This window comes from Streptomyces sp. NPDC046203 (genome assembly GCF_040646255.1).
Lineage (GTDB): Bacteria > Actinomycetota > Actinomycetes > Streptomycetales > Streptomycetaceae > Streptomyces.
On record NZ_JBEYZX010000001.1, the window covers coordinates 133,268 to 147,145 of the forward strand.

13 protein-coding genes are annotated in these 13,878 nt (G+C 72.6%); 5 read left to right on the top strand and 8 right to left on the bottom strand.

Going from position 1 to position 13,878, the window contains the following annotated elements; translation table 11 throughout:
* Window position 1: 1 nt before the first annotated feature.
* Complete coding sequence (locus ABZ990_RS00560) at window positions 2-1,963, top strand: fumarate reductase/succinate dehydrogenase flavoprotein subunit (protein ID WP_361222970.1); 1,962 nt, start codon at window positions 2-4, stop codon at window positions 1,961-1,963.
* Window positions 1,960-2,706: a succinate dehydrogenase/fumarate reductase iron-sulfur subunit gene (locus tag ABZ990_RS00565; RefSeq protein ID WP_361222973.1), complete on the top strand. Its 747-nt coding sequence runs from the start codon at window positions 1,960-1,962 to the stop codon at window positions 2,704-2,706. Before ABZ990_RS00560 ends, ABZ990_RS00565 begins: the two co-directional genes overlap by 4 nt.
* A gap of 82 nt (window positions 2,707-2,788) precedes the next feature.
* Here the strand turns inward: ABZ990_RS00565 and ABZ990_RS00570 are convergent, their stop codons facing one another.
* From ABZ990_RS00570 to ABZ990_RS00590, 5 genes are all read right to left on the bottom strand, one after another.
* Complete coding sequence (locus ABZ990_RS00570) at window positions 2,789-3,433, bottom strand: response regulator transcription factor (RefSeq protein ID WP_361222976.1); 645 nt, start codon at window positions 3,431-3,433, stop codon at window positions 2,789-2,791.
* Window positions 3,385-4,617, bottom strand: coding sequence for a histidine kinase (locus ABZ990_RS00575; protein ID WP_361222979.1), 1,233 nt, complete (start codon window positions 4,615-4,617; stop codon window positions 3,385-3,387). Before ABZ990_RS00575 ends, ABZ990_RS00570 begins: the two co-directional genes overlap by 49 nt.
* Window positions 4,618-4,642: 25 nt before the next feature.
* A complete protein-coding gene (locus ABZ990_RS00580; RefSeq protein WP_361222982.1) occupies window positions 4,643-5,449 on the bottom strand; it encodes a CPBP family intramembrane glutamic endopeptidase in 807 nt (268 codons plus the stop codon).
* Window positions 5,450-5,597: 148 nt separating this feature from the next.
* Entirely contained in the window at window positions 5,598-6,065 is a 468-nt protein-coding gene (locus tag ABZ990_RS00585) for a hypothetical protein (protein WP_361222984.1), read from the bottom strand.
* Window positions 6,066-6,167: 102 nt separating this feature from the next.
* On the bottom strand, window positions 6,168-7,025 hold the full coding sequence (locus tag ABZ990_RS00590; RefSeq protein WP_361222987.1) for a helix-turn-helix domain-containing protein: 858 nt from the start codon (window positions 7,023-7,025) through the stop codon (window positions 6,168-6,170).
* A 116-nt stretch (window positions 7,026-7,141) separates the two neighbouring features.
* Between ABZ990_RS00590 and ABZ990_RS00595 the strand changes: the two genes are divergently transcribed.
* Window positions 7,142-7,720: a YceI family protein gene (locus ABZ990_RS00595; protein WP_361222990.1), complete on the top strand. Its 579-nt coding sequence runs from the start codon at window positions 7,142-7,144 to the stop codon at window positions 7,718-7,720.
* Between the two features lie 34 nt (window positions 7,721-7,754).
* Here the strand turns inward: ABZ990_RS00595 and ABZ990_RS00600 are convergent, their stop codons facing one another.
* Together ABZ990_RS00600 and ABZ990_RS00605 are read right to left on the bottom strand one after the other, a co-directional pair.
* Window positions 7,755-10,187: an excinuclease ABC subunit UvrA gene (locus ABZ990_RS00600; protein WP_361222992.1), complete on the bottom strand. Its 2,433-nt coding sequence runs from the start codon at window positions 10,185-10,187 to the stop codon at window positions 7,755-7,757.
* 9 nt (window positions 10,188-10,196) lie between these two features.
* Window positions 10,197-11,222 (bottom strand): LLM class flavin-dependent oxidoreductase, encoded by a 1,026-nt coding sequence (locus ABZ990_RS00605; RefSeq protein WP_361222995.1) that lies wholly within the window; start codon window positions 11,220-11,222, stop codon window positions 10,197-10,199.
* A gap of 94 nt (window positions 11,223-11,316) precedes the next feature.
* Here ABZ990_RS00605 and ABZ990_RS00610 point away from each other — a divergent pair, with 94 nt between their 5' ends.
* Entirely contained in the window at window positions 11,317-11,805 is a 489-nt protein-coding gene (locus ABZ990_RS00610) for a hypothetical protein (protein WP_361222998.1), read from the top strand.
* 276 nt (window positions 11,806-12,081) lie between these two features.
* Here ABZ990_RS00610 and ABZ990_RS00615 read toward each other — a convergent pair whose 3' ends face one another.
* Window positions 12,082-12,297 (bottom strand): dodecin, encoded by a 216-nt coding sequence (locus ABZ990_RS00615; protein WP_361223001.1) that lies wholly within the window; start codon window positions 12,295-12,297, stop codon window positions 12,082-12,084.
* A gap of 301 nt (window positions 12,298-12,598) precedes the next feature.
* On the opposite strand from ABZ990_RS00615, the gene ABZ990_RS00620 reads away from it, so the two are divergent.
* On the top strand, window positions 12,599-13,873 hold the full coding sequence (locus ABZ990_RS00620; RefSeq protein ID WP_361223004.1) for an extracellular solute-binding protein: 1,275 nt from the start codon (window positions 12,599-12,601) through the stop codon (window positions 13,871-13,873).
* Window positions 13,874-13,878: the final 5 nt, after the last annotated feature.

Below are 13,878 nucleotides of genomic sequence, written 5' to 3' on the forward strand. Positions count from 1 at the left end.
CATGGCCTCCCTGCCCGACACCCGTCCCACCGGCTATGAGACCGGCGAACCCCTCGTCGACACCAAGGCCCCCGAAGGCCCCGTCGCCGAACGCTGGAACACCCGCCGCTTCGAGGCGAAACTGGTCAACCCGGCCAACCGGCGCGGCCACCGGATCATCGTCGTCGGCACCGGCCTCGCCGGCGGCTCCGCCGGCGCCACCCTCGCCGAACAGGGCTACCAGGTCGTCCAGTTCTGCTACCAGGACTCCCCGCGCCGCGCCCACTCCATCGCCGCCCAGGGCGGCATCAACGCCGCCAAGAACTACCGCAACGACGGCGACTCGGTGCACCGGCTCTTCTACGACACCGTCAAGGGCGGCGACTTCCGCGCCCGCGAGTCCAATGTGCACCGGCTCGCCGAGATCTCCGTCGGGATCATCGACCAGTGCGTCGCCCAGGGCGTCCCCTTCGCCCGCGAGTACGGCGGCCTCCTCGACACCCGCTCCTTCGGCGGCGTCCAGGTCTCCCGCACCTTCTACGCCCGCGGCCAGACCGGCCAGCAACTCCTGCTCGGCGCCTACCAGGCACTGTCCCGGCAGATCGCCGCGGGCAATGTCGAGATGCACCCGCGCACCGAGATGCTCGACCTCGTCGTGGTCGACGGACGCGCCCGCGGCATCGTCGCCCGCGACCTGATCACCGGACGGATCTCCACCCACTACGCGGACGCCGTCGTCCTCGCCACCGGCGGCTACGGCAACGTCTTCTACCTGTCCACCAACGCGATGAACTCCAACGCCACCGCCGTGTGGCGGGCCCACCGGCGCGGCGCGTACTTCGCCAACCCCTGCTTCACCCAGATCCACCCCACCTGCATCCCGCGCACCGGCGACCACCAGTCCAAACTCACCCTGATGAGCGAGTCGTTGCGCAACGACGGCCGTATCTGGGTGCCCAAGGCCCAGGGCGACACCCGCCCCGCGCACGCCATCCCCGAGGACGAGCGCGACTACTACCTGGAACGCCTCTACCCCTCCTTCGGCAACCTCGTCCCGCGCGACATCGCCTCCCGTGCCGCCAAGAACGTCTGCGACGAGGGCCGCGGCGTCGGGCCCGGCGGCCAGGGGGTCTACCTCGACTTCGCCGACGCCATCGCGCGCATGGGCCGCGACAAGGTCACCGAGAAGTACGGCAACCTCTTCGACATGTACGAGCGGATCACCGCAGAGAACCCGTACGAGGTGCCGATGCGGATCTACCCCGCCGTGCACTACACGATGGGCGGACTCTGGGTCGACTACGACCTCCAGACCACCGTCCCCGGCCTGTTCGCCATCGGCGAGGCCAACTTCTCCGACCACGGGGCCAACCGGCTCGGCGCCTCCGCCCTCATGCAGGGCCTCGCCGACGGCTACTTCGTCCTGCCCGCCACCATCAACGACTACCTGGCCCGCCATCCGCGCACCGAGCCCGTCGACGACGACCACCCGGCGGTCCGGGAGATCCTCGCCGAGACCGAGGACCGGCTGAACCTTCTCCTCGCCGTCCAGGGCGACCGCACCCCCGACTCCTTCCACCGCGAACTCGGCGAGCTGATGTGGGAGTTGTGCGGCATGGCCCGTACGGAGGAAGGGCTGCGCACCGCCCTGCGCCGAATTCCGGAGATCCGCGACGAGTTCTGGCGCCGTATCACCGTGCCCGGTACCGGCGAGGAGTTCAACCAGTCCCTGGAGAAGGCCAACCGGATCGTCGACTACCTCGAACTCGCCGAGCTGATGTGCCTCGACGCACTGCACCGCGCGGAGTCCTGCGGCGGCCACTTCCGCGAGGAGTCCCAGACCGCCGACGGCGAAGCGGCCCGCCGCGACGAGGAGTTCGCGTACGCGGCTGCCTGGGAGTTCCGTGAGAGCGGCGTCCCGGTCCTGCACAAGGAAACCCTGACCTTCGAGTACGTCCACCCCACCCAGCGGAGCTACGCATGAGGCTCAACCTGCGCGTCTGGCGCCAGAAGAACGGCGACAGCGACGGCGCCATGGCCACCTACCACGTGGACGACGTCTCGCCCGACATGTCCTTCCTGGAGATGCTGGACACCCTCAACGAGGACCTCATCCTGCGCGGCGAGGACCCCGTGGCCTTCGACCACGACTGCCGCGAGGGCATCTGCGGCGCGTGCAGCCTCGTCATCAACGGCGACGCCCACGGACCCGAACGCACCACCAGCTGCCAGCTGCACATGCGGTCCTTCCGGGACGGTGACACCATCGACGTCGAACCGTGGCGGGCCGCCGCCTTCCCCGTCGTCAAGGACCTGGTCGTCGACCGCTCCGCCTTCGACCGGATCATCCAGGCCGGCGGATACGTCAGCGTCCCCACCGGCTCCGCGCCCGAGGCGCACGCCACGCCCGTCCCCAAGGCCGACGCCGACTACGCCTTCGAGCACGCCGAGTGCATCGGCTGCGGCGCCTGCGTCGCCGCCTGCCCCAACGGCTCGGCGATGCTCTTCACCTCCGCCAAGGTCAACCACCTGGGCGTCCTCCCGCAGGGCGCACCGGAGCGCGAGACCCGGGTCCTCGACATGGTCGCGCGGATGGACGCCGAGGGCTTCGGCGGCTGCACCCTCACCGGGGAATGCGCCACCGCCTGCCCGAAGGGCATCCCGCTGCCGTCGATCGCCGCCATGAACAAGGAGTGGCTGCGGGCGCGGCGCAAGGCCGGCCGCTGAGAGGTGTACGGCGGGCCCGGGACGGGCTCCCGGGGGCGCTTCCGGGCCCGTCGTCGCAGGCGCTTCGGGGTACGGGCCCGGGTCAGCGGCGCAGATAGGCCAGCACCGCGAGCACCCGCCGGTTGTCGTCGGCGGACGGTTCGATCCGCAGCTTCGCGAAGATGCCCGCCGTGTGCTTCGCGATGGCGCTCTCGCTGATGTGCAGATGCTGGCCGATCGCCGCGTTCGAGCGGCCCTCGGCCATCAGCCGCAGCACCTCGTGCTCGCGCGGGGTGAGCGCCGCGGTGGTCCCGCGCGCCTCGCCCCGGGCCAGCAGACGGGCCACCACCTGCGGGTCGAGGACCGTGCCGCCCGCGGCGACCGTCCGTACGGCGTCCACGAACTGGTCGGTACGCGTGACCCGGTCCTTCAGCAGATAGCCGACGGCGCCCTCCCCGCCGGCCAGCAACTCCTGGGCGTACAACTGGTCCACGTACTGCGACAGGACCAGCACCGGCAGCCCCGGCCGCTCGCGCCGGGCCTCCAGCGCGGCCCGCAGCCCCTCGTCCGTGAAGTCCGGCGGCAGCCGGATGTCGACGACGGCCACGTCCGGCCGCTCCTCGCGCAGCGCGCGCCGCAGCGACGGCCCGTTGTCCACGGCCGCGACGACCTCGAAACCGTGCTCCGTGAGGGTACGGCTCAGCCCGTCCCGGAGCAGGAAGAGGTCTTCGGCGAGGACGACGCGCACGGTATCTCCAGGGTCGCGAGGGTGGGGCCGCCCGGCGGGCTGTCCAGGGCGAGGGTTCCGTCGAAGGCGCCGAGCCGCCGCCCGACCCCGAGCAGGCCGGCCCCGCGCGTGGGATCCGCGCCGCCCCGGCCGTCGTCGGCGACGGTCACCCGGAGGATCCCGTCCGCGTGACCGAGGGCGATGCGCACCTCGCGGGCACCGGCGTGTTTGGCCGCGTTGGCGAGGAGTTCGGCGACCGCGAAGTACGCGGCGGACTCCACGGGCGCCGGCAGCCGGCCGGGCGGCAGCGCGACGGCCACCTCGACGTCGAGGAAACTGTCCAGGGCCAGCGACCGCACCGCGTCGCCGAGCCCCCGGTCGGCGAGGACCGGCGGCAGGATCCCGTGCACCAGCTCCCGCAGGTCGCGAAGGGCCCGATCGGACGCCGCGCGCACCTCGGCGAGCAGGACGCGGGCAGCCGCCGGGTCGGTGTCCAGAAGCCGGGTCGCCTCGTCCAGGTTCATCCCGAGCGCCACCAGCCTGGCCTGCGCGCCGTCGTGCAAGTCCCGCTCGATACGCCGCAGTTCGACGGCCTGCGCGTCCAGCGCGTCGGTCCGGGATCCGGTCAGGTGCTCGATACGGCGGACGAGCTCGGCCCGGGCCGGGGCGCCGAGCGCCCACCGGGACCAGCGCGCATGGCCCGCGAGCGTCACCGGCGCCAGAAGCGCCGCGCCCACGATGAACGCGAGACCGAGGAGTGCGGCGCACAGCACGGTGGCGGGGGAGACGACCGGCACGAAGGCGTACCAGTTGCCATCGCCCAGCCGCCGCCACACGAAGGGCTGGACGAACGCGCCGAACACCCCGAACCAGAACAGCGCCGGAGCCACCGTCACCAGCAGTCCGCCGGCCGACGGCTCCAGCCACGCCCAGCGCAGCTCCCGCCAGAACCCCGCGTCGCCGAGGACACCGCGCGCCGTGGCGGGCAGCGGGGCGGGCGGTGCGACGGCGATACCGGTCCAGGCCCCGATCCGGGCCCGCCGCCCGTCGGCACGCCGGCGCAGGAGCGCGGCGGCGGGCCTCAGCAGCGGGAACCCGAGTCCTACGGGCAGGAGCAACAGCGCGCCCACCACCAGGGCGCCCGTCAACGGCAGCACCAAGGCCGCCAGCGAGAGCGACTGGCAGCGCGCAAGAGCCTTCCCCACCCGCCGTTCCCCCTGTGTCCCCGTGTCAGCGCGCACCGCGCTCCATGATCGTATCCACCCGGCGCCGCGACCTCGCCGCCCGCGTCCACACCACCGCCACCAGCGCGTTCGCCACACCGAACAGCACCATCGGCACCACGGCCCCGGACTCCTCGTCCATGAGCAGCAGCATCCCCAGATTCACCAGGGCGTGGTAACCGCCCGCGAGCAGCAGCCGGTTGCTCCGGATCCGGTCCAGCGCCGTCCCGAGCACCACGGACATGGCCACCGCCGCCAGCAGGAAACCGGCCGCGTACGCCGGGTGTTCGGCGAACACCCCCACATGCCACACCCCCCACACCGCGCCCACCAGGACCGACGAGACGAGCGTCCCGAACCGGGCACCCAGCAGCGGCTGGAGGAAGCACCGCCAGCCGATCTCCTCTCCGCACGCCCCGACCAGCTGCGCCACGACGATCAGGGCGAAGGGATGACCGAACGAGCCGGGATCCGCCACCACCGGCCCGCCGCCCAGAGCCGCGTACCCCACCGCGGCGAGCGCGACCGGTACCACCGCCGCCACCAACAGCCAGGCAGACCAGCCTCGTTGAGACGCGTCCCGGCCCCGGGCGGGCAGTGCCCCGGCGAGCCGCCCCCGGATCCGCGACCGCCACAGCAGCGCCACCACCAACACGGCGACGGCCGGCCCGAACTGGCTCAACTGCAGCACCACCGGCGGCACTCCGGTCGCCGGCTGCACCATTCCCAGCAGCCCCGCCGCCACGAACGCGACGCCGAGGAACACCCCCGTCTCCGCCTTCCATCCCACCCGTACCCGCCCCCGCTGTCGCATGCCCCGGCCTCCCGGTCGCTCGGTTCCGTTCCGTCACCGACGACTCTGCCGTTCGGTACGGGCCGGGACACTGCGCCCAGATGCCGGGTGGGGGTGTACCCAGATACACCCCCACCGCGAGGAGTCCACAGGTCCGGCTGGGGGGCGATCAGTCGTCGTAGAAGAACAGGTGGAGATCCTCCATGGACCCCGGACCGGTCAGAAACCCCTCGGCCCGGGCGATCTCCTTCTCCGCCGGCGTCCGGCGCTCGCGAAGAAACCGCGCCATCCACCTCTCGCCCTGCTCGCCGATCGCGTAGATCCCGGACAGCAGCTCGGCCATCCCGGCCGGACGCGGGGGACGGTGCCCGACGACCGGATGGAGCTCCCACCGCCCCGCCCGGGCGGCGAGCCGGAGCACCCCGGCCCAGTTCGCGATCCGCCCCATGCGCACCTGCCACGCGTCCCCGGTGAACGGCGCCTGCCGTCCCCCGTGCAGGGCATTCGTCGCGGCCGCGATGTCCGCCATCACCTGCCGCTCCACGGCATCACGGACCCAGCGTCCCTCCTGTGCGTCCTCGATGGCGGCGGCGCACCACTCCTCGGCGCTGTCCAGCAGGTCCGCGAACGTATCCATCCCGCCAGAATCCCACGCGTGCCGCCTCCCGCCTCCCGCCTCCCGCCTCCCGCCTCCCGCCTCCCGGCGGAGGCTCACGAGAAGGGATCCGCCGGACAGCCCCTACGCGCGGACCGCGCGCAGCGTCCCCGGGCGGCGGCCCATCAGCGCGTCCAGCGCCGCCTCGGTCGCCTCGTCCGCCGGCAGATACACCACGAGGTGTTGGCCGTCGGTCTCCGCCGGCTCCAGCACCTCGTATGCGAGGCGCAGTTCACCCGCCTCGGGGTGCGTGAAGCGGTCGATGCCCGAGCGGGCGCGCAGGGGCGTGGGCGCGCCGACGCGGGAGGAGAACGCCGGACCCCCGGTCACCGTCAACTCCCGTACCAGTTCCGCCATGTGCGGATCGGAGCCGGTGACCGAGAGGAAGAGCGCCGCCACCTGCTGGTCGGCCACCCGGTCCCAGTCCGGGAAGACGGTGCGGGCCCGGGGGTCGGTGAAGACGAAGCGCGGGAGATTCGGCGGATCGCCGTCGAGGAGCCCCACCGGTCCCGCGAGCCGGGCGAAGCCGTCCGTGTGGGCCACGATGTCGCCCGGCTGGTTCACCACGGCGGCCGGGGTCGGGCCGAGCCGGTCGAGCAGGGCCCGCACCGGGGCCCGGACCTCCCGCACCGGGGCCGGGGCCATGGCGCAGATGTGCCGGTGCCCGGGGCCCGCCTTCGACAGGTTGCGCAGATGCAGCCGGGCGTCGAGCGGAAGGCGCAGTGCCTCGCTCAGCGCGCCGAGGACCTGCGGTGAGGGGTTGCGGTCCCGGCCCTGCTCCAGCCGGGCGAGATACTCGACACTGATCCCGGCCAGTATGGCCAGTTCTGTTCGGCGCAGCCCCGGAGTCCTTCGCCTCGGCCCCGCCGGAAGTCCGGCCTCCGCGGGAGTCAGCGCCTCACGACGGGCCCGGAGGAACGCCCCGAGTTCGTTGTCGCTCATCCGTCGATCGTACGAGCGGGGGCCGCGCCGAGGGTGGCTCTGTCACTACCAGGATCGCCGCTACCCGTATCGATACGGTCTTCCTGGCAGCGCGGCGGGGCGGCAGCGTGGTGCCCATGACGAACGCATCGCACCGCACCACGCCCCCCACGACCGCTTCCCCGCTCGCCGCCCCCGCCCTGCCGCTGACCGCGGGCCGCTGGGCCTTCGACCCGATGCACTCCGCCGTCGGCTTCACCATCCGTCACCTCGGTATCTCCAAGGTGCGCGGGCGCTTCAACGAATTCCGGGCCGAACTGGTCGTCGGCGACAGCCTGGAGACCTCCTCGGTCACCGCGACCGTCGCGCTCGCCTCCGTCGACACCGGGAACGCCGACCGCGACGCGCACGTCCGCGCCGCCGATCTGCTCGATGTCGAGAAGCGCCCCACGATGGGTTTCCGATCGACGCGGATCACGGGGGAGGGCGAGGACTGGACCCTGTCGGGCGAGCTCACCATCGGTGACGTGACCCGGCCGATCGACTTCGCCGTGGAGTTCGGCGGCGTCATCGAGGCGATGGACGGCAGCCGGCACGCCGGCTTCGACGCCACCGGCGAGTTCCGCCGGGGCGACTTCGGCCTCGGCTTCGCCCCCGGAATCCTGGGCGACGTGGTCAAGGTCGGCCTGGAGATGCAGTTCGTCGAGCCGCGATAGGGCCGCGGCCCGACGCCGGGGGCAGTGCGGCGGATCAGCCGTCGAGCCGGGCCGCGAGGAAGCGCGCGGTCCGGCTCCCGGCCGCCCGCGCGACCTCCCCGGGCGTGCCCTCGGCCACGATCCGGCCGCCCTCGTCGCCCCCGCCCGGGCCCATGTCCACCACCCGGTCCGCCGTCGCGACCACGTCCATGTCGTGTTCGACCACCACGACGGTGTGACCCGCGTCGACCAGACCGTGCAACTGGCGCATCAGCACCTCCACATCGGCCGGGTGCAGCCCCGTCGTCGGCTCGTCCAGGACGTACAGGGTGTGCGCGCGGCGCGGGCGCTGGAGCTCGGAGGCGAGCTTGATGCGCTGGGCCTCACCGCCGGACAGTTCCGTGGCCGGCTGGCCGAGCCGCAGATGCCCGAGGCCCACGTCGAGGAGGGTACGCAGACTGCGCGCCGCCGCCGGGGTGTCCGCGAAGAACGCGGCCGCCGCCTCCACGCTGAGGTCCAGCACCTCCGCGATCGTCAGCCCGCGCAGCCGTACCTGAAGAGTCTCGGGGTTGTAGCGGGCGCCGTGACAGTCGGGGCACGGCGCGTACGTACTGGGCAGGAACAGCAGCTCGACGGAGACGAAACCCTCGCCCTGGCAGGTCTCGCAGCGTCCGCCCGGCACATTGAAGGAGAACCGGCCCGCCTTGTAGCCGCGGGCCCGGGCCTCCTCCGTCTCCGTGAACAGCTTCCGCACTACGTCGAACAGTCCTGTGTACGTGGCCAGGTTGGAGCGCGGCGTCCGGCCGATCGGCTTCTGGTCGACCGTCACCACCCGGTCCACGCCGTCCTGTTGCTCCGCCGCCTCGGTCAGCGCGCCGACCAGCGTCGACTTGCCCGACCCCGACACTCCGGTGACGGCGGTGAGCACGCCCAGCGGGAACACCGCCCGCAGGCCGCGCAGGTTGTGCCGGGTCACCGGGCCGAGCCGCAGCTCGCCGGCCGGCTCGCGGACCGTCCGCTCCGGCAGCGGTGCCCGGTCGAAGAGATAGCGGCGGGTGGCCGACTCGGCGACGTCCGCCAGTCGCTCCGGAGGGCCGCTGTGCAGCACCCGGCCACCGTGCTCCCCGGCCCCCGGACCCACGTCCACCAGCCAGTCGGCACGCCGCACCACATCCAGATGGTGCTCCACCACGAACACCGTGTTGCCCGCCGCCCGCAGCCGCTCCAGGACCACCAGCAGCGCCTCCGTGTCCGCCGGATGCAGCCCCGCGGACGGCTCGTCCAGTACGTACACGACGCCGAACAGCCCCGAACGCAGCTGGGTGGCCAGCCGCAGCCGCTGCAACTCGCCGTTGGACAGCGTCGGTGTCGCCCGGTCCAGGCTCAGATAGCCGAGCCCCAGCTCCGTGATGGTGCCGATCCGCGCCACCAGGTCCTCGGTGAGCACCCGCGCGGTCTCGGTCGTACCGGCCGAGGTGCCAAGGACTCGCGCCAGTTCACCGAGCGGCAGGGAGGCGAGCGAAGCGATCGTACGGCCCGCGAAGGTGACCGCCATCGCCTCCGGCCGCAGCCGGCTGCCCTCGCACACCGGGCACGGCGCACTGGTCAGGAAGCGCTCCGCCTTCGCGCGCAGGGTGGCGCTCTTGGAGTCGGAGAAGGTGTGCATCACATAGCGCCGGGCGCTCATGTACGTGCCCTGGTAAGGGCGTTGGATGCGATCGGCGTCCCGGACCGGATGCACCGTCACCACCGGCTGCTCGTCCGTGAACAGGATCCACGTCCGGTCCTCGGCGGCCAGCTCGCGCCACGGCCGGTCCACGTCGTAGCCAAGCGTGTCCAGGACATCCCGCAGGTTCTTGCCCTGCCAGGCGCCCGGCCAGGCGGCGATGGCGCCGTCCCGGATCGACAACCCCGGGTCCGGGACGAGGAGTTCCTCGCTCGTCTCGTGCACCCGGCCCAATCCGTGACACGAAGGGCACGCGCCGGCGGCGGTGTTGGGCGAGAACGCGTCGGAATCCAGCCGCTCGGCCCCGGACGGGTAGTCGCCCGCCCGGGAGAACAGCATGCGCAGCGAGTTCGACAGGGTCGTGACCGTCCCCACCGACGAGCGCGCGTTCGGCACCGAGCGGCGCTGCTCCAGGGAGACCGCGGGGGGCAGTCCCGTGATCTCCCCGACCCTCGGCGCCCCCACCTGGTGGATCAGCCGCCGCGCGTACGGCGCCACCGACTCGAAGTAGCGCCGCTGCGCCTCCGCGTAGATCGTGCCGAACGCGAGCGACGACTTGCCGGACCCCGAGACCCCGGTGAACACGGTCAGCGCGTCGCGCGGAACGTCCACGTCCACCGCGCGCAGATTGTGCTCACGGGCGCCGCGGACCCGGACGAAGGGGTCGTGGGCGCCCGTCGCGCCGGACGTGCCGGACGGCGTGCCGGACGGGTCGGGGGAAGCGGGGGAAGCGGGGGTACCGGTCGGAGGGAGGTCGCGCATTCGCCGATTCTATGCCCGGCTTGCCGTATTCGCCCTGGTCAGCCCGGCCAGGCGGGCGAGCCTGCGGTACGAGTCGAGCAGCGCCCCGCGATCGTGCGTGCTCGTCGTCACCATGATCTCCTGCGCGCCGGTCTCCGCCACCACCCGCTCCAGCGCCTCGGCGACCCGCGCCTCGGTGCCGTGGATGTGGCCCAGCATCCCCGCCTCGTACAGACCCCGCTGCTTCTCCGTCATCTCCAGCGACTCGATCAGCTCCGGCGGCAGCAGCGGGTCGAAATGACCCTGAGTCCGGGCGTTAGCCATGGCCCACGCCTCCGGCGCGAGCAGCCGGCGCGCCTCCTCGTCGGTGTCGGCCACCACGATCGTGCCCGCGACCATCACATACGGCTCCGCGGCCCACGTCGACGGCTTGAACGTCTCCCGGTACTCCTCCACCGACTCCCGCAGCCGGGTCCGGCGGCGCAGATCGCCCACCACCAGGGGAAGGCCGGCCGCCGCCGCGATCCGCGTGCCGTCACCGGTGGCCAGCACGAACGGCGGCACCCGCAGCCCCTCGGCCGGGTGGGCGCGCACCCCGGGGTGGGCGGTCTGCAGACCGGTGAACCAGCCGAGCAGCTCGTCCAGTTGCTCCGCGAAGCGGTCCGCGTCCGCCTGGTCCCGGCCGAGCGCACTCCGTACGCCGCCGGTGAAGCCGACCGAACGGCCGAGGCCCATGTCGATCCGGCCCGGGAACAGCGACTCCAGGACGCCGAACTGCTCGGCCACCACCAGCGGCTGGTGGTTGGGCAGCATCACCCCGCCCGTGCCGACCCTGATGCGGCTGGTCACGGCGGCGATGGCCGAGGCCAGCACGGTCGGCGCGGAGCCCGCGACCCCCGGCACACCATGGTGTTCGGCCACCCATAACCGGTGGTAACCCAGTGTCTCCGCTTCCTGGGCGAGCCGGACGGTGTCACGCAGCGCCTGTCCGTGGTCCTCGCCTTCTCTGGTGCGGGAACGGTCGAGGATCGAGAGGGGAATATGTAGAGGGCTCACACAGAGTTCAACACCCGGGGGCGCGGGGGATTCCCGAACTGCCGTGCGGAGATATGCGGGGGACGGGGAGCCGGGGGATCCCTAGGCTGGGGGAGTGACCCGAACCGACCGGCCCGTGGCCGTCTTCGACCTCGACAACACCCTCGCCTCGACCGCGCACCGCCAGCACTTCCTGGAGGGCAAGCCGCGCGACTGGGACTCCTTCTTCGCCGCCGCGCCCGCCGACCCGCCGCTGGCGGAGGGTGTCGCGCTGTGCCGGGAGACGGCGGAGGAGTGCGACATCGTCTACCTGACCGGACGGCCCGAGCGCTGCCGCCGCGACACCCTGGACTGGCTCGCCGCGCACGGACTCCCCGACGGCCCGGTGCACATGCGCCGCCACGGCGACTACCGTCCGGCCCGGCAGACCAAGCTGGACATCCTGCGCCGGCTCGGCCGGGACCACGACATCCGGATGCTCGTCGACGACGACGAGCTGGTGTGCAACGACGCGGAGGCGGCGGGCTTCACGGTCGTACGGGCGCGGTGGGCCACGTCGTCGGAGGCGCTGCGGGAGGCGCAGGAGGGGGAGGGGCGCACCTGAGGGGCGGCGCGCCTGAGGGTGCGCGGGGCGGGGCCGGGGCGGCGTGCCGGTGGCCGCCCTTCCGTACGCCCGGGCCAGGGTTTTCCGTACGCCCCGGACCGCTCCACGTGCCACAACCGGGCGTCCGGTCGCCCGAGCCGCCGGGCGTCCGCGTGACCGCGTGACCGCGCACCCGCGCTCGCGGCCCGGCGCTCGTACGGCTATCATGGCCCTCCGGCCGCGCGCCCGTGCTCCCGCCGCTCCTGCCCGCTCCGGCCCCTCGTACGGCCCGCCCGCTCAGTCGCCCTCCTCCAGGCGGAAGCCCACCTTCAGGCCGACCTGGTAGTGCTTGATTCCCCCCTCCTCCAGATGCCCCCGCATCTCCGTGACCTCGAACCAGTCGAGGCCCCTGAGCGTCTGAGAGGCCCGCTCGATGCCGTTGCGGATGGCCTGGTCCAGGCCCTCGGTGGACGTTCCGACGATCTCGGTGACGCGATAGGTGTGGTTCGTCATGGGAGCCGGACTCCTCTCGGCGCCCTGGAGGTCTCGGGCGCGTCCCCTCCACGGTGCCCCACCGGGCCGGGCTCCGCGACACGTCCGTGCGAAGGGCGTAAGGGTCCGCGGGTGGGCGGGCGCCTGGGGGCGGCCCCGGCCGGACACGTGACGAGTGCGACAAGCGTGACGAGTACGTGGTCAAGGACTTGACCATCCGCATTGGTCCAGACCAGAATCCAGGGCACATACCCGAGCGAACCTCCCGTCAGGTCCCCCACACGTCGGGTCAGTACGCCGTGCCGAGTCCACGCCGGACCCCATGGCTGGAACGCAGAAGGTGACCCACGTGATGAACCGCCCCCTCGTCTGTTCGCTGGCCGTCGTCTCCGCGCTCGCCCTCGCCGGATGCGGCGCCCTCCCGGGCGGCAAGACCGCGCACCGGACGGTCAACGTCTGGCTGATGCGCGACAGCGCCAGCGACGACTTCGTCCAGCGCTTCACGGAGGCATTCGAAGCCGAACACAAGGGCGTCGAGCTCAAGGTGACGATCCAGGAGTGGACCGGGATCGGGAAGAAGGTCACCGAGGCCATCCAGGGACCCGGCGGACCCGACGTCATCGAGGTCGGCAACACCCAGGTCGCCCAGTACGCCGACACGGACAAGCTGTACGACCTCACCCTGGAGTCCGTCCGCGACCTCGGCGGCCAGGACTGGCTGCCCGGCCTCGCCGAGCCCGGCAGCATCAACGGCGCCCAGTACGGCATCCCCTGGTACGCGGCCAACCGCATCGTCATCTACAACAAGGACGTGTTCGCCGAAGCCGGCGTCAAGCCGCCGAAGACCCGCGACGAATGGCTGGCAGGCACCGAGCGGCTCGAAGCCGCCGGCAGCCAGGGCATCTACCTCGCCGGCCAGGACTGGTACACGCTCTCCGGCTTCATCTGGGACGAGGGCGGCGACCTCGCCGTGGAGAAGGCCGGGGCGTGGACCGGCGCCCTCGACAGCCCCGCAGCACAGCGCGGCATGGCCTTCTACAAGGAACTCCAGTCCCTCGGCGACGGGCCGAAGAACGCCGACGAGCAGAACCCGCCCCAGGCCGAGGTCTTCGCCAAGGGCGGCGTGGGCCAGATCATCGCGCCCCCGAGCGCCATCCCCGCCATCGTCAAGGCCAACCCCGACCTCAAGGACAAGCTGGGCTTCTTCCCCATCCCCGGCAAGAAGGCGGGCACCCCCTGCGCCGTCTTCACCGGCGGTTCCGACCTGATCATCCCGGAGAACGCGCCCCAGCGTGCCGCCGCCATCGACGTGGTCACCGCCCTCGCCGGCGAGAAGTGGCAGGGCGAACTGGCCCGTGCCATGAACTACGTGCCCAACAAGACCTCCCTCGCCTCCCTCGTCGCCGGGCAGAAGGCCACCGCCACCATGGCCGTCGGGGCCGCCCGCGGCCGGGCCACCCCCAACTCGCCGCAGTGGGCCGACGTCGAGGCCGACAACCCGATCAAGCCGTACATGAGCGCCGTCCTCGGCGGTGCGGACCCGAAGACGGAGGCGCAGAAGGCCAACGAGCGGATCACCGGCTCGCTCACCGAGTAACCGCC